General features: G+C 73.9%; 16 protein-coding genes. 8 read left to right on the forward strand and 8 right to left on the reverse strand.

Annotated features, from left to right (window positions below):
• Positions 1 to 8: 8 nt before the first annotated feature.
• The 3 genes from JK361_RS12705 to JK361_RS12715 are packed head-to-tail and all read right to left on the reverse strand — an operon-like array spanning position 9 to position 1,320.
• Positions 9 to 158: a hypothetical protein gene (locus JK361_RS12705; RefSeq protein ID WP_201816256.1), complete on the reverse strand. Its 150-nt coding sequence runs from the start codon at positions 156 to 158 to the stop codon at positions 9 to 11.
• Positions 155 to 931, reverse strand: a complete 777-nt coding sequence (locus tag JK361_RS12710; protein ID WP_201816266.1) for an SDR family NAD(P)-dependent oxidoreductase — start codon at positions 929 to 931, stop codon at positions 155 to 157. Before JK361_RS12710 ends, JK361_RS12705 begins: the two co-directional genes overlap by 4 nt.
• 50 nt (positions 932 to 981) lie before the next feature.
• A complete protein-coding gene (locus JK361_RS12715; RefSeq protein WP_201816268.1) occupies positions 982 to 1,320 on the reverse strand; it encodes a YnfA family protein in 339 nt (112 codons plus the stop codon).
• Positions 1,321 to 1,584: 264 nt separating this feature from the next.
• Between JK361_RS12715 and JK361_RS12720 the strand changes: the two genes are divergently transcribed.
• On the forward strand, positions 1,585 to 1,932 hold the full coding sequence (locus tag JK361_RS12720; protein ID WP_236052902.1) for a hypothetical protein: 348 nt from the start codon (positions 1,585 to 1,587) through the stop codon (positions 1,930 to 1,932).
• Positions 1,933 to 2,098: 166 nt separating this feature from the next.
• Here the strand turns inward: JK361_RS12720 and JK361_RS12725 are convergent, their stop codons facing one another.
• A complete protein-coding gene (locus JK361_RS12725) occupies positions 2,099 to 2,503 on the reverse strand; it encodes a winged helix-turn-helix transcriptional regulator (protein WP_201816271.1) in 405 nt (134 codons plus the stop codon).
• Between the two features lie 136 nt (positions 2,504 to 2,639).
• Between JK361_RS12725 and JK361_RS12730 the strand changes: the two genes are divergently transcribed.
• The 5 genes from JK361_RS12730 (at position 2,640) to JK361_RS12750 (ending at position 7,700) form a co-directional block, all read left to right on the forward strand.
• Entirely contained in the window at positions 2,640 to 3,530 is an 891-nt protein-coding gene (locus JK361_RS12730; protein ID WP_201816274.1) for an NADP-dependent oxidoreductase, read from the forward strand.
• Positions 3,531 to 3,619: 89 nt separating this feature from the next.
• Positions 3,620 to 4,711 (forward strand): LLM class flavin-dependent oxidoreductase, encoded by a 1,092-nt coding sequence (locus JK361_RS12735; protein WP_201816277.1) that lies wholly within the window; start codon positions 3,620 to 3,622, stop codon positions 4,709 to 4,711.
• Positions 4,708 to 5,280 (forward strand): FMN reductase, encoded by a 573-nt coding sequence (locus JK361_RS12740; protein ID WP_201816279.1) that lies wholly within the window; start codon positions 4,708 to 4,710, stop codon positions 5,278 to 5,280. The genes JK361_RS12735 and JK361_RS12740 overlap by 4 nt, the downstream gene beginning before the upstream one ends.
• A gap of 254 nt (positions 5,281 to 5,534) precedes the next feature.
• The gene (locus JK361_RS12745; protein ID WP_201816281.1) at positions 5,535 to 6,260 is read left to right on the forward strand and encodes a response regulator transcription factor; all 726 of its coding nucleotides are present in this window, start codon (positions 5,535 to 5,537) and stop codon (positions 6,258 to 6,260) included.
• The gene (locus tag JK361_RS12750; RefSeq protein ID WP_201816283.1) at positions 6,261 to 7,700 is read left to right on the forward strand and encodes a sensor histidine kinase; all 1,440 of its coding nucleotides are present in this window, start codon (positions 6,261 to 6,263) and stop codon (positions 7,698 to 7,700) included.
• Between the two features lie 189 nt (positions 7,701 to 7,889).
• Here the strand turns inward: JK361_RS12750 and JK361_RS12755 are convergent, their stop codons facing one another.
• The 3 genes from JK361_RS12755 to JK361_RS12765 all read right to left on the reverse strand — a co-directional run bounded on the left by JK361_RS12755 (position 7,890) and on the right by JK361_RS12765 (position 10,944).
• A complete protein-coding gene (locus tag JK361_RS12755; protein ID WP_201816285.1) occupies positions 7,890 to 9,680 on the reverse strand; it encodes a phosphatidylglycerol lysyltransferase domain-containing protein in 1,791 nt (596 codons plus the stop codon).
• Between the two features lie 163 nt (positions 9,681 to 9,843).
• Positions 9,844 to 10,116, reverse strand: a complete 273-nt coding sequence (locus JK361_RS12760) for a hypothetical protein (RefSeq protein WP_201816287.1) — start codon at positions 10,114 to 10,116, stop codon at positions 9,844 to 9,846.
• Positions 10,117 to 10,371: 255 nt separating this feature from the next.
• The gene (locus JK361_RS12765; RefSeq protein WP_236052941.1) at positions 10,372 to 10,944 is read right to left on the reverse strand and encodes an ABATE domain-containing protein; all 573 of its coding nucleotides are present in this window, start codon (positions 10,942 to 10,944) and stop codon (positions 10,372 to 10,374) included.
• Between the two features lie 382 nt (positions 10,945 to 11,326).
• On the opposite strand from JK361_RS12765, the gene JK361_RS12770 reads away from it, so the two are divergent.
• A complete protein-coding gene (locus JK361_RS12770; RefSeq protein ID WP_201816306.1) occupies positions 11,327 to 12,073 on the forward strand; it encodes an MBL fold metallo-hydrolase in 747 nt (248 codons plus the stop codon).
• Positions 12,074 to 12,137: 64 nt separating this feature from the next.
• On the opposite strand, the gene JK361_RS12775 is transcribed toward JK361_RS12770, so the two are convergent.
• Positions 12,138 to 13,550 (reverse strand): MFS transporter, encoded by a 1,413-nt coding sequence (locus tag JK361_RS12775; RefSeq protein WP_201816309.1) that lies wholly within the window; start codon positions 13,548 to 13,550, stop codon positions 12,138 to 12,140.
• Positions 13,551 to 13,755: 205 nt separating this feature from the next.
• On the opposite strand from JK361_RS12775, the gene JK361_RS12780 reads away from it, so the two are divergent.
• Positions 13,756 to 14,637, forward strand: a complete 882-nt coding sequence (locus JK361_RS12780) for a helix-turn-helix transcriptional regulator (RefSeq protein WP_201816312.1) — start codon at positions 13,756 to 13,758, stop codon at positions 14,635 to 14,637.

Below are 14,637 nucleotides of genomic sequence, written 5' to 3' on the forward strand. Positions count from 1 at the left end.
ACCGGACGCTACTTGCCGTGCCGTACCGCGTAGATCATGACGAACGCCAGGATGTGGATGCCGAAGAGGAAGTAGGCGAGGAAGTACCAGACCTGGCGTTCGTTCTTCGTCTCCTGGGCCAGGCGGCGCTTTTCCAGGGAGTCGTCGTCGCCGGTCACGACTCGCGGTGCACCTTGGTGTTGGAGGCCTGGGCGCGCGGGCGCAGGACCAGGAGGTCGACGTTGACATGGCTGGGGCGGGTCGCCGCCCAGGTGATGGTCTCCGCGACGTCGTCCGCGGTGAGGGGCTCGGCGACGCCCTGGTAGACCTTCTCCGCCTTCTCCGTGTCCCCGCCGAAGCGGGTCAGCGCGAACTCCTCCGTCTTGACCATGCCAGGGGCGATCTCGATGACACGGACCGGCTGGCCGACGATCTCCAGGCGGAGGGTCTCGGCGAGGACGTGGGCGCCGTGCTTGGCGGCCACGTAGCCGGCGCCGCCCTCGTAGGTGCCGTGGCCCGCGGTGGAGGAGACGACCACGACCACGCCGTCACCGCTCGCGACCAGCCTCGGCAGCAGGGCCTGGGTGAGGTTCAGGGTGCCGATGACGTTCGTCTCGTACATCGTGCGCCAGTCCGCCGGGTCGCCGGTGGCCACCGGGTCCGCGCCCAGGGCGCCGCCGGCGTTGTTGACGAGGACGCCGACCGTCTTGAACGCGGTGGCGAACTCGTCGACGGCCGCGCGGTCCGTCACGTCCAGCTGGTAGGCGACCGCCGAGTGCCCGGCCTTGGTCAGTTCCTCGGCCAGTGCTTCGATGCGGTCCTTGCGGCGGGCGGTGAGGACGACGCGGTAGCCGGCCTCGGCGAGCCGCCGGGCCGTGGCGGCGCCGATGCCGCTGCTCGCGCCGGTGACGACGGCGATCCGGGAGGCGGCGGACGGGGCGGCGGTGGCCATGGCTGCTCCTGTGACTGCGTCGGGGGCCTTCACTCCAGCCTAAGTGAGCCTCAGCTGCCGTTTCGCGGCGCCCACATGATCACGGCCATCCCGGCGAGGCAGATCACCGCCCCGGTGATGTCCCAGCGGTCGGGGCGGTAGCCGTCCGCGACCACGCCCCACAGGATCGAGCCGGCGACGAAGATGCCGCCGTAGGCGGCCAGGATGCGGCCGAAGTGGGCGTCCGGCTGGAAGGTGGCGACGAAGCCGTACGCGCCGAGGGCGAGGACGCCCCCGCTGATCCACAGCCAGCCCCGGTGTTCCCGTACGCCCTGCCAGATCAGCCAGGCGCCGCCGATCTCGAACAGCGCGGCGACGACGAACAGGGCGGCGGAGCGGACGATCGGCATGGCGGCAGCTTCGCACGCGGGGGTCGGGCCGCCGGGCCACGGGTGTCGTCCGGCGGTCTTGTCACCTGTTGGAGGGCGCCTGGCGGGCGGCGCGCGTGGCATACATCCGTACGGCAGTGGGAGCGCGAGCGAGAAGTGGTGAGGGCCGTGCGGATGCGGGCGTGGGTGTTGTCCGGGGTGTGTGCCGGTGCCGTGCTGGCGCCGGGGGTGGCGGTGGCCGCTCCGGCTCCGGAGGCCGATGTGGCTCTCCACGGGAGGGCGGTGATGGAGGAGGACCGGGTGGAGGTACGGCTGACCCCTTACAACAGCGGGCCCGCCGTGGTCACGGACGCCACGGTCCGGCTGCGCTGGTCGGTGGCGCTGGCCGACGATCAGGAGCTGCCCGCCCGGTGCGTCCGGGAGGACGAGCGGACGGTGCTGTGCGGGACCGGGGCGCTGGCCGTGGACGTGGCGGGGGACCAGCTGCGGTTGCCGGTCCGGCTGCGGGAGCGGGCGGCGGAGGTGACGCTGGAGATCGAGACTGCGTGGAACTCGGGCGCGGTGGACAAGGACCGGTCGAACGACCGGATGCGGGTGCTCGTCCTGGCGACGGGAGACTCGTACGCCTTCTGAGGCGACGGGGACGACGAGGGCCGGCCGCCTTCCGGGTCGGCTTCCGCGGCTACGGGGGATCCGTCTGCCTCCCGGTCGGCCTCGGCGGCAACGCGGGATCCGTCTGCCCTCCGGGTCGGCTTCGGAGGGCCTCGGGGGACTCGTGCGCCTTCCGGGGCGCGGGCCGTCAGGCGGGGTTGTCCGTGTCATAGCGTTCGCGGGCGGCGCGGACCTCGTCGAAGTGGGTCTCGGCCCAGTCCTTCACGGCCGTGAGCAGGCAGGCGAGGCTGGCGCCGAGGGGGGTGAGTTCGTAGTCGACGCGGACCGGGACGGACGGGGTGACCGTGCGGCTGATGATGCCGTCCCGCTCCAGGGAGCGCAGGGTCTGGGTCAGCATCTTGGGGCTGACGCCGGCGATCTTGCGGCCGAGGTCGCTGTAGCGGCGGGGGCCCGGGGCCAGGGCGGCGACGACGAGGCCGACCCACTTGTCGCTGAGCCGGCCGAGGAGCTGGTTGGTGGGGCAGGCGCGCAGGAAGGCGTCGTAGTCGGCGCGGGCCTGTTCGCGGCGCTGGGCTGCGGTCATGGTCGCCATGGGTTCTTCCCTCCGGGACAGCTACGCACTCACAGGTAACTACTTACGAAAGGATAGTACCTCTCCTACGGTTGGTGTCGCGGCCGGAAAGGTGCCGCGGTGACCGACAAGTGCTCCGTATATAGGGAGAGTTGACATGCGTGCTGCTGTGGTGAAGACGTTCGGCGGTCCGGACGCGGTGGAGATCGCGGAGGTGTCGCTGCCGGAGCCGGGGGCGGGCCAGGTGCGGATCAAGGTGGCGGCCGGTGCGCTGAATCCGGTGGACCTGTACGTCCGGGCCGGTGCCTTCGGCGGGGCCGGCAAGACGATCGGGCTCGGCTGGGACGTCGCCGGGACGGTGGACGCGGTGGGGGTGGCCGCCGCCTGGCGGGTCGGCGACCCGGTGGTGGCGCTGGTGCCCGGCGTGGCGGAGCCGCTGGCCGCGCACGCCGAGTACGTCGTGGTGGCGGCGGACGCGGTGGCCGCGGCGCCGGCCTCGGTGGACGCCGTGCACGCGGGCACCCTGCCGCTCAACGGGCTGACCGCGCTCCAGGCGCTGGACCTGCTGGACCTCGAGCCGGGCGCGTCCCTGCTGGTGACCGGTGCGGCGGGTGCGGTCGGCGGGTTCGCGGTGCAGCTGGCCGCGCGCCGGGGGATCGAGGTGACCGGGCACGCCCGGGCCGGCGACGAGGAGCTGGTGCGGTCGCTCGGGGCCGCACACTTCACGGCCGAGGGGGTGCCGGCGGGGAGCGTGGACGCGGTGCTGGACGCGGCGATGCTCGGCGGGCCGGCGCTGGAGTGGGTGCGGGACGGCGGTGCCTTCGTCAGTGCGCAGCCCGGCCGGCAGCCCGAGTCCGTGCGCGGGGTGCGTGTCACGGCCGTGGAGGTGGGCGCCGACGGGGCGCAGCTGGCGGAGCTGGTCCGGCTGGTGGACGCGGGCGCGCTGACCCTGCGGGTGGCCGAGACCTACGCCCTGGACGAGGCCGCGAAGGCGCACGCCCGACTGGCGGAGGGCGGGCTGCGCGGGCGGCTGGTGCTGGTGCCCTAGGGGGGCCGGAGAGGGGGTGGAATACCGGGGCCGGGGTGACCGTTGGAGGGCTATAGTTGAACGGTCAACAACCTGGAGGGTGAGCGACCATGCAGTTCGGGATCTTCACGGTCGGCGACGTCACGCCGGACCCCACCACGGGGCGGACCCCGACCGAGCGCGAGCGGATCAAGGCCATGGTCGCCATCGCGCTCAAGGCCGAGGAGGTCGGCCTGGACGTCTTCGCGACCGGCGAGCACCACAACCCGCCGTTCGTGCCGTCGTCCCCGACCACCATGCTCGGCTACATAGCCGCGCGGACGGAGAAGCTGATCCTCTCCACCTCCACCACCCTGATCACCACCAACGACCCGGTGAAGATCGCGGAGGACTTCGCGATGCTCCAGCATCTGGCCGACGGCCGCGTCGACCTGATGATGGGCCGCGGCAACACCGGGCCGGTCTACCCCTGGTTCGGCAAGGACATCCGCGAGGGCATCAACCTCGCCGTCGAGAACTACGCCCTGCTGCGCCGCCTCTGGGACGAGGACGTCGTCGACTGGGAGGGCAAGTTCCGCACGCCGTTGCAGGGCTTCACCTCCACCCCGCGGCCGATGGACGACGTACCGCCGTTCGTCTGGCACGGCTCCATCCGCTCCCCGGAGATCGCCGAGCAGGCCGCGTACTACGGCGACGGCTTCTTCCACAACAACATCTTCTGGCCGGCCGACCACACCAAGCGGATGGTCGAGTTCTACCGGAAGCGGTTCGCGCACTACGGGCACGGAACGCCCGAGCAGGCGATCGTCGGCCTGGGCGGCCAGGTGTTCATGCGGAAGAACTCGCAGGACGCGGTGCGGGAGTTCCGGCCGTACTTCGACAACGCGCCGGTCTACGGCCACGGGCCCTCCCTGGAGGACTTCACCGAGCAGACCCCGCTGACCGTGGGCTCCCCGCAGCAGGTGATCGAGAAGACGCTGTCCTTCCGGGAGTACGCCGGCGACTACCAGCGCCAGCTCTTCCTCATGGACCACGCGGGGCTGCCGCTGAAGACCGTGCTGGAGCAGCTCGACATGCTCGGCGAGGAGGTCGTACCGGTGCTGCGCAAGGAGTTCGCCGACGGGCGTCCGGCGGATGTGCCTCAGGCGCCCACCCACCAGTCGCTGCTCGCCGCCGCCGCCCGGAAGGAGACCGTCGCATGAAGCTCGTCGTCGTATCGGCGGGACTGAGTGTCCCGTCCTCCACCCGGCTGCTGGCCGACCGGCTGGCCGCCGCGGTGGACCGGCACACACCGGTGGACGTCCGGGTGGTCGAGCTGCGCGAGCTGGCCGTCGAGATCGCGCACATGTTCACCAACGGGTTCGCCGGGAAGGCGCTGGCCGCCGCGCAGGACGCGGTGGCGGGGGCCGACGGGCTGATCGTCGTCACCCCGGTGTTCAGCGCGTCCTACAGCGGGCTGTTCAAGTCGTTCTTCGACGTGCTCGACAAGGACGCGCTGGCCGGCAAGCCGGTGCTGATCGCCGCGACCGGCGGTACGGCACGGCACTCGCTGGTGCTGGACCATGCGCTGCGGCCGTTGTTCGCGTATCTGCGGGCCGTGGTGGTGCCCACCGGTGTGTACGCCGCGTCCGAGGACTGGGGCGCGGAAGGGCTGGCCGAGCGGACCGAACGGGCGGCGGGGGAGCTGGCGGCGCTGATGCCGCTGGGTGTGCGGGCCGGTGAGCCCGACATCGTGCCCTTCGCCGAGCAGCTGGCGGCGCTCCAGCGCTGACCCGGCCCTGCCGCCCCGCCCACCCGTCCCGGCCGGCCGGAAGGCGGCCGTCCCGGGTGGGGGTGGCCCGGACGGCCGCGAGGTTGCCGTTCCACGCCGGTGGCTCGGGCGGGAGCCTGCCCTCAGCGGTGGGGCGGTGGGCTGAGCGGCTTGTGCTCCCGGGTGCGCGGGGGACGGTGAGAGGGCGGTAAAAAGGGTGATCCCAGGGCCATCGTGTCCGGTCGGACCGTCGGTGGCCTTGGCAGACTGGGGACGTGCCCCAGACTGTGCTGCTCGCCGAAGACGACCGTGCCATCCGTCATGCCCTGGAGCGTGCCCTGTCGCTGGAGGGCTACGAGGTGACGGCGGTCGCCGACGGCGTCGAGGCGCTGGCACAGGCCCACCGGAACCCGCCGGACGTCCTCGTCCTCGACGTGATGATGCCGGGCATCGACGGCCTCCAGGTCTGCCGCGTACTGCGCGCCGAGGGCGACCGCACCCCGATCCTCATGCTCACCGCCCTGGTGGAGACCGCCGACCGCATCGCGGGCCTGGACGCCGGCGCCGACGACTACGTGGTCAAGCCGTTCGACGTGGAAGAGGTCTTCGCACGGCTGCGCGCGCTGTTGCGCCGTACCAGCCCCGCGCCCCTCGCCGACGACACCCCGGAAGTCCCCGTACGGGAGGCGCAGGTCTCCGACCGGCAGCTGGAGGCGGCCGGCATCCGCATGGACCTCCAGGCCCGCCGGGCCTGGCGCCGCCGGCGCGAGCTGGAACTGACCCGCACCGAGTTCGAGCTGCTGGAACTGCTGGTGCGCAACGCGGGCATCGTCCTCGACCACTCCACCATCTACGACCGCATCTGGGGCTACGACTTCGGACCGGGCTCCAAGAACCTCGCCGTCTACGTCGGCTACCTGCGCCGCAAACTGGACGAACCCGGCGCCTCGCAGCTGATCCACACCGTGCGGGGCGTGGGCTACGTGCTGCGGGAGGACTGAGTGGGCCGCCGCTGGCGGCTGCCGGACCGGTCCCGGCGGAAGCTGGTCTCCCTGCGCACCACCTTCGCGGTCTCCTTCGCGGCCGTCACCGCGGCCGTCACGATCCTCGTCGGCATCCTGTCCTACAGCTCCGCCGCACGGCTCGTCCGCGTCGACCAGCAGTCGGTGTTCACCCAGGTCGTGCAGGACGTGCGGGACGAGGTGCGGCAGCACGCCATGGGCCCGGAGGACTTCTCCTCCTCCCGCCCCGGACACGACCTCGTCCGCCCCGCCCGCACCGACGTCCAGGTGCTCGGCGCGCAGGGGCAGATCGTGGACCACGGCAGTCCGGTGCTGCCCGTCACCTCCCGGGACCGGGCGATGGCGGTCGCGCGTCCGGCCGGGCAGGTCGCCCAGCACAAGGACGTACGGGTGGACCAGGACCTGTTCCGCATCGCCACCGTCTCGCTCGGCGACGGACGGGGCGCCGTCCAGGTCGCGCAGGAGTTCAGCGACACCGAGGACCTGCTGCGGGCACTCCAGCAGCGGACGCTGATCCTCATGGCGGCGGTCGTGGTGGCGGCCGGTCTCTTCGGGTGGTGGCTGGCCCGGCGGATCACCCGGCGCCTGGTCGTCCTCACCTCCGCCGCCGAGGACGTCGCCCGCACCCGGCGGCTGGGCATCCAGGTGCCGGTGGCCGGCCTGGACGAGGTGGGACGGCTGGGGCGCGCCTTCGACCGGATGCTGGGGCGGCTCGCGCAGTCGGAGGAGGACCAGCGCAGGCTGGTGCAGGACGCGGGCCACGAACTGCGCACACCGCTCACCTCCCTGCGCACCAACATCTCCCTGCTGCGCCGGATCGACGAACTGCCGCCCGCCACCCGGGACGAACTGGTCGCCGACCTCTCCCAGGAGGCCCGGGAACTGACCGACCTGGTCAACGAGCTGGTCGCCCTCGCCGCCGGGCAGTCCGACGCCGAGCCGCCGCAGCGGGTGGACCTCGCCGACCTGGCCGAGGACGTCGTCGGGCTGGCCCGGCGCCGTACCGGCCGGGACGTCGTGCTGCACACGAGCGGTGACACGACGACCGACGGGCGGCCCGGAATGCTCCAGCGGGCCATCTCCAACCTGGTCGAGAACGCGGCCAAGTTCGACCCGGACGGCAAGGCGCCGATCCAGGTCGGTGTCACCGGGCCGGCCCGGCCGGGCACGGTACGGGTGGAGGTGCTGGACCGGGGGCCCGGGATCGCCGAGGGCGACCTCGTGCGCATCTTCGACCGCTTCTACCGCGCCGCCGACGCGCGCTCCCAGCCCGGCTCGGGCCTCGGCCTGTCCATCGTGCGCGAGGTCGCGATGGCCCACGGCGGCACGCCGTTCGCCTTCCGGCGCGAGGGCGGCGGGGCGGTCATCGGGTTCACGGTCGGGGGCGGCTTCACCGGGAGCCACGGCGGCTCCGGCTGACCGGCCCGCCCTTCACCATCGGATACGTCCGCGCCCGGCGCGATCCGCAGGGCGGCCCGGCCGGCGCCTGCGCGAAGTCCCCGCCGCTTCCGGCCTCTGGGCCGGCCGGTCGGCGGGCCGGCCGGACCGGTGGATGGAGCCGACTCCGCCGCCGGCTCCGTGACACCGTCCGCTCTCGGACCCGGGGGCCTATGAGCGGCCCGGCAGCGTGAGGAAGCCCTCCGCGCGGGCGCTGGCCAGGCCGATCCGCGGGATGTCGCTGCTCTTGGCGAACAACAGGAAGCGGGGCTCCCACACCGGGCGGTACTTGGCGTTGGCCCGGTAGAGGGACTCGATCTGCCACCAGCGGGAGAAGAAGGTGAGCGTCGAGCGCCACAGCCGCAGGACGGGCCCCGCGCCGAGCCGGGCGCCGCGTTCGAAGACCGAGCGGAACATGGCGAAGTTGAGGGAGACCCGCTCGATCCCCAGCTCCCGTGCGTTCAGCAGGAGTTCGACCACCATGTACTCCATCAGGCCGTTCTCGCAGGAGCGGTCACGGCGCATCAGGTCCAGCGAGAGCCCGTGCTCTCCCCAGGGGACGAAGCTGAGCAGGGCGCGCGGTTCGCCGTCCGCGTCCCGGCACTCCAGCATCACGCAGCGGCCGTCGGCCGGGTCGCCGAGGCGGCCGAGGGCCATGGAGAAGCCGCGTTCGGTGGCTCCGTCGCGCCAGTGGTCGGCCCGGCCGACCAGGACGGCCATCTCCTCGGCGGGGATGTCCTCGTGGCGGCGGACGCGGACCGTGTAGCCGGCCCGGCGGACCCGGTTGTGGGCCTGGCGGACCACGCGCATGGCACGGCCGTCGAGGGTGAAGTCGGCGAGGTCCACGATGGCCTCGTCGCCGAGTTCGAGCGCGTCGAGGCCGTGGCGGGCGTAGATCGTGCCGGCTTCCTCGCCGGCCCCCATGACGGCCGGTGTCCAGGCGTGCCGGCGGGCCTCGGCGAGCCAGGCGTCGATGGCGCCGGGCCAGGCCTCGGGGTCGCCGAGCGGGTCGCCGGAGGCGAGGCTGACGCCGCCGACGACACGGTAGGCGACGGCAGCCTTGCCGCTGGGGGAGAAGATGACGGACTTGTCGCGGCGCAGGGCGAAGTAGCCGAGGGAGTCGCGGTCGCCGTGGCGGTCCAGCAGCTCCCGCAGCCGGGCCTCGTCCTCCGGTGCCAGCAGGCGGGCACCGCGGGGGGCGCGGAAGCAGGCGTAGAGGACCAGCAGGAACGTGGCGGCCGTCAGGACGTTGATGACCATGTCCGTCCAGCGGGGGGCCTGCACGGCGGCGACGCGGTCGGCGAGCGGGCCGACGCTGATGCCGCGCAGCAGGGTGTAGGCGATCTCGTCCTTGAGGCCGGCGCCGGACACCTTGTTCGTCGCGTGGGCCAGGAGGGTGCCGAGGCCGCCGCTGACGAGGGTGCCGCCCACGCCTACGGCGAGGGCCAGGCGCGGGTTGGAGCGGTCGCCGATGGCGTCGAACTCGCGCCGGCCGATCAGCAGGGCGGCGACGAACAGGGCGGTGAGGGCGGTGGAGACCCAGTTGAAGGCGTGCCCGCGGTAGGGGGCGTGGGTCAGGGCGACGGAGTAGAGGCCGAGGAGGGAGCCCGCGAGGAGGAGGTTGAAGAGCCAGGCGGCTCGTTTGCGGCGGCGCATCACCACCGCGAGGAACAGGGCGAGGACCGCCGAGCCCAGGCCGGCGGTGGCCAGGTACGGGGTGAAGTACTCGCCCGCGTTGTGCTCGTGCACCTCCTCGCGGAAGGGGAGGGACATGACCGCCGCGATGTTCAGGACGGCCAGCAGGCGCAGGTACCAGACGGTCGCCGTGGCGGCGCGGGCGCGCAGCCGGTCGTCGCCGGGGAAGGAGCGGAAGGGCGCCGGGAGGAGGCGGACGGCGCGGCTGCCGGGGCCGCGGGGAGCGGGCACCCGTGGCGGGGTCAGGGTCGACTGTGGTGCGGGCATGAGGAGTGGTCACCCTTGGGGACGGGGACGGGGCAGCGCAGACCCTACAGCGTGTAGGGGAACAGCCGCGTGCGGTTGTACGGGGACGGGCGGCTGCGCGGTGATCCGCACAGCCGGCGCACAGCGTCTCATCCCCGACGGACTCTGCCGCGCCGGGCGGTCGTCAGTCGCCGTTGCCGCGGCGGGCCGCCGTCAGCAGCCAGGCCAGGTTGCCCACCGCCGCTCCCGCGGCCACCGTGGCCACGATCACCCCGCCGGTCGCGAGGCCGTCGCTGAACAGGTGCGGGCGCCGGTCCAGCATGTGCAGGCCGAAACCGCACAGCTCGTACACACCGACGGCCGCGATCGCCAGGCTGACGGCCAGCATGGTCAGCGTCGGCGCGAGGCTGCGCGCACAGACCCCCGTGCCGGGCTCCGCTTCCGTGATGTCCTGCATACGTCCCCCGTTGAACAGGCGTGTGAACAGCCCGCCAGTGGCTGGCGGTTGGGAACCTACAATACGTAGGGTCGCGCGCGGTCGACGCCGTGCGGGGCGCGGCCGACATCCTGTCCGCCGGCGCCCACGGCCGATGCGCCGGGCGTGTCCCCGGCCGTGTCCCCCGCCGTGTCCACGGCCGTTGTCACCGCTTCGCGGGCCACAAGGCCGAAGCCGACCGCGCTCCCTGATCCGGCCTGATCCAAACGAAAGACCCTAGTCCGGCGCGTTCCGCCCGGTGCGGCGGGCGTAGGCGCGGGCCGCGCGGGCGCGGTCGCCGCAGCGGGTGGAGCACCAGTGGCGGCGGCCGTGGCGGAGCAGGTAGCGGTTGCAGGGCGGGGAACCGCAAGCGGTGAGGCGCTCGGCGTCCGGCCCGGTCAGCAGGTCGGCGGCGTCGGCGGCGAGGGCCGCCAGCGCGTGCTCGACGATCTGGGTGGTGGGGTGGGCGGCGGCCCGGTACAGGCCCCGGTCCGGGGACCAGTGCAGCAGTGAGGCGGCCGGGGCGAGGGTGAGCGCGCCGTTGAGGGCGGCGAGCGCGTCGGCCGGGGCCGGGTGGCCGTCGATCCGGGCGGCGAGCAGCGCGCGGACCTGCTCGCGCAGGGCGCGCAGGCGGCCGGCGCAGGTCTCGCGCAGGTCGGCGGCGTCCGGGGCGAGCCCGCGCTCCACCAGCCAGTGCCGGGCGGCGGAAGGGGTGCCCAGGAGGTCCGCGGACTGGCCACCCGGAAGGGTGATCGCGGTGTTGGCGAGGTCGAGGGCGGGATGCCGGTCGGCGCCGGGGGCGGGGGGCAGCGGCACCCCGGAGCCTGGAGCGGGGGGTGGCGGCTCGGTGCCGGGCGAGGAGGGTGGCGGCGGCTCGGCGCCGGGAGCCGGCGGCAGTGGCGGCTCGGTGCCGGGCGCATCCGGCGGCGGCCCGCTTCGGCCGGGCGCGCCCGGCAGTGGGGACTCGGGGCCGGGCGCCGAAGGCAGCGGCTCGGTGACCGGCGGGAAAGGCGGTGGCCCGGGGTGCCGTCCGGCAGGCCGGTCCTCGTGCCGCAGGAGCCGTCGCCCGCGCGCCGTGCCGTGTGCCTCGTCGCTCTCTCTCACGTCTCTCATGGTAGGGCTTGTGAACATCCGTGAGAAGGGTTAGCGTCTATCACGGATGAAATCCCTTCTGTCCATGAGGTGAGTCGGAATGCAGATACCCGTCCAGGTCCTCGGCGGCCCCACCGTTCTCATCGAGTACGGCGGCCTCCGCTTCCTCACCGACCCGACCTTCGACGACCCCGGCGACTACCCCGCGCCCAGCGGCCGCGTCCTCACCAAGACCGCACCGCCCCGCACGCCGCTCGCCGAACTCGGCCCCGTCGACGTCGTCCTGCTCTCCCACGACCAGCACGCCGACAACCTCGACCACTCCGGCCGCGCCCTGCTCGCCGACGTCCCGCTCACCTTCACCACCCCCGCGGCGGCCGGCCGGCTCGGCGGCACCACCGAGCCCCTCACCCCCTGGCAGTCCGTCGACCTGCCCCGCCCCGACGGCGGCACGGTCACCGTGACCGCCGCGCCCGCCCTGCACGGCCCCGAGGGCTCCGAGCCGGTCGTCGGCGAGGTCACCGGTTTCCTGCTGACCTCCGCCGACCTGCCGAGCGTCTACGTCAGCGGCGACAACGCCTCCCTGGACCTGGTCGAGGAGATCGCGGCCCGGTACGCGCCCGTCGACACCGCCGTCCTCTTCGCCGGCGCGCCCCGCCTGCCCGTCCTCGACGACGCCCTCCTCGTCCTCGACGGCACCGGCACGGCGACCGCCGCCCGGCTCCTCGAGGCCCGCCGCGTCGTCCCGGCCCACTGCGACAGCTGGGCGCACTTCACCGAGACCCGCGAGGACGTGGTGCGCGCGTTCGAGGAGGCGGGGCTGGCGGACCGCCTGGTGCTGGACTGACCGCCGGCTCACCGCGCCCTGCCCGGCCTCGCGGGGACCGCCTGGTGCCGGACCGGCCGCCGGCTCACCGCGCCCTGTCCCGCAGGAACACCGCGCCGACGAGGGTGCCGAGGAGCACGAGGGCCGCGTTCAGCGCGATCGCGGTCCTCAGACCGCCGAGGACGGCCAGGGTGCCCGTACCGGTCATGGCGGCGGTGGCGACGGCGCTCATCACCGGCGCGCCCAGGGTGATGCCGATCTGCTGGGTCATCGTCGCGAGCCCCGTGGCCAGACCCTGTTCGTGGTCGGCGAGACCGGACGTGGCGGTCACCATGAAGCCGACGATGGCCAGCATGTTGCCCACACCGCCCGCGAAGGTCGCGGCCGACAGCAGCCAGAGCGAGGAACGGTCGGCGTCGAGCCCCAGCAGGGCCGCCGTGAACAGGGCCTGGACGAGGCCGCCGGCCCACAGCACCCGGCCGGCGCCGAACCTGCCGATCAGCCGCGGGGCGAGCACACCGCCCACCACGGTCCCCGCGCCCAGCACGCCGAACGTCAGCCCGGCGGCCAGCGGGGAGAAGCCGAGGACCTCCTGGAGATAGAGGGTCAGCAGGAACACCAGGGACGTCTCGGTGAGGAACGCGATCAGACCGGCGACATTGCCCCACGCCACCGACCGCTTGCCGAGCACGCTCGGCGGCACCAGCGGCGCGGGCACCCGGCGCTCGACGGCCGCGAACAGGAGCAGCAGCACCGCACCCGCCGCCAGGGGCAGCAGCGTGGCCGGCGCAACCCAGCCGTGCTCGCCGGCCCGGGTCAGGCCGAAAACGACGGCCAGCAGCCCGAGCGTGACCGTGACGGCCCCCGGCACGTCCAGCCTCGGGCGCTCGGCGGGCCGGGACTCCGCGACGACCGCGGGCGCGACGAGAACCACGGCGAGCGCCACCGGGACGTTGACGAAGAAGGCCCAGCGCCAGGACAGCAGGTCCGTCAGCAGGCCGCCGAGGATCGCGCCCGTGGTGAAACCGGCCGACATCAGCGCCCCGTTGAGGCCCAGCGCGCGCTCCCGCAGCGGGCCCTCCGGGAAGGACGTCGTCAGCAGGGAGAGCCCGGCCGGGGTCACCGCCGCGGTGGCCAGCCCCTGGAAGACCCGGGCCGCGATGAGCACCTCCGGGCTCTGGGCCAGTCCGCCCGCCAGCGAGGCCGCGCCGAGGACGACGAGACCGCCGAGGAAGAGCCGGCGGCGGCCGAAGAGGTCGGCGACCCGCCCGAACAGCAGGGTGAACCCGGCCGCGCACAGGGCGAACGCCGTGCCGATCCACTGCAATCGGCCCATCGGGAAGCCCAGGCCGGCACCGATCACCGGCAGGGCCACGTTCAGGATGGAGAAGTCCACGGCCAGCATGAACTGGGCCGCGAGCAGCAGCACCAGCACCAGGCGGAGCCGGGGGGTCAGGACGGCGGGTGCGCCGTCCTGTCGTGTCGCTACGACGGACATGACGAGGTGGTCCCCTCTGGGGTGACGGAGGCTGAGCGGCGGAAGTCGCCGGGCACGAGCCTCGTCCCGGCCCGCCACCGCAACCAGCACCCCCGTGCGACCGGCCGGCCCGAGGGTGGTCATCGCACGACCACCCTCGGGCATCCCGTTCACGCGTCCCGGAGGGCAGGATGGACGGCGACCGCCCCACATCCCGGAGGCACACATGGACACCCCGTCCGAGCTGGGAGACTTCCTCAAGTCCCGCCGTGCCGCGGTACGGCCGCAGGACGTCGGCCTCGCGACCGCGCCGGAGCGCCGCCGGGTCACCGGGCTGCGCCGGGAGGAACTGGCCCTGCTCGCGGGCGTCAGCATCACCCACTACACCCGCCTCGAACAGGGCCGTGCGGCCGGGGTCTCCGACTCCGTGCTGGACTCGATCGCCCGCACCCTGCGCCTCACCGAGGACGAGACCGCCCACCTCAAGGACCTGGCCCGCCCCGCCGTCCGGCGCCGCCCGGCCACGCCCCGCGCCGAGCACGCCGGCCCGTCGGCCCGTCAGCTGCTCGCGGCCATGACGGACGTCCCCGCGCTCATCCTGGACCGGCGGGGCGACGTCCTGGCCTGGAACCGGCTCGGCCACGCCCTGCTCGCCGGACACCTGCCGTGGGAGGCGCCGGACACGCCCGCGGACCGGCCGAACCTGGTCAGGATGCTGTTCCTGGACGAGCGGTACCGGGAGCGTTACACCGACCGGAAGGAGGAGGCGCACCTCGCGGTCGCCTCCCTGCGCCTGGTCGCCGGCCGGCACCCCGACGACCGGGCGCTGGCCGAGCTGATCGGCCGGCTGTCCATCCAGAGCGACGAGTTCACCGCGCTGTGGGCCCGGCACCCGGTCCGCACCTGCACCTCGGGGCGCAAGTCGCTGCACCATCCGGCGGTCGGCGCGCTGGAGTTGAGCTTCGAGAACCTGAGCCTGCCCGGCTCCGCGGGCCAGCGCCTCATCGCCTACACGGCCGAGCCCGGCACCCCGTCCGACGCGGCCCTGCGCCTGCTGGCCAGCGCGGCCGCCCCCGTAGCCGAACGCCCCCGGTTCCGGCACGGCTGA

The organism is Streptomyces musisoli (assembly GCF_016741855.1).
GTDB classification, from domain to species: Bacteria; Actinomycetota; Actinomycetes; order Streptomycetales; family Streptomycetaceae; genus Streptomyces; species Streptomyces musisoli.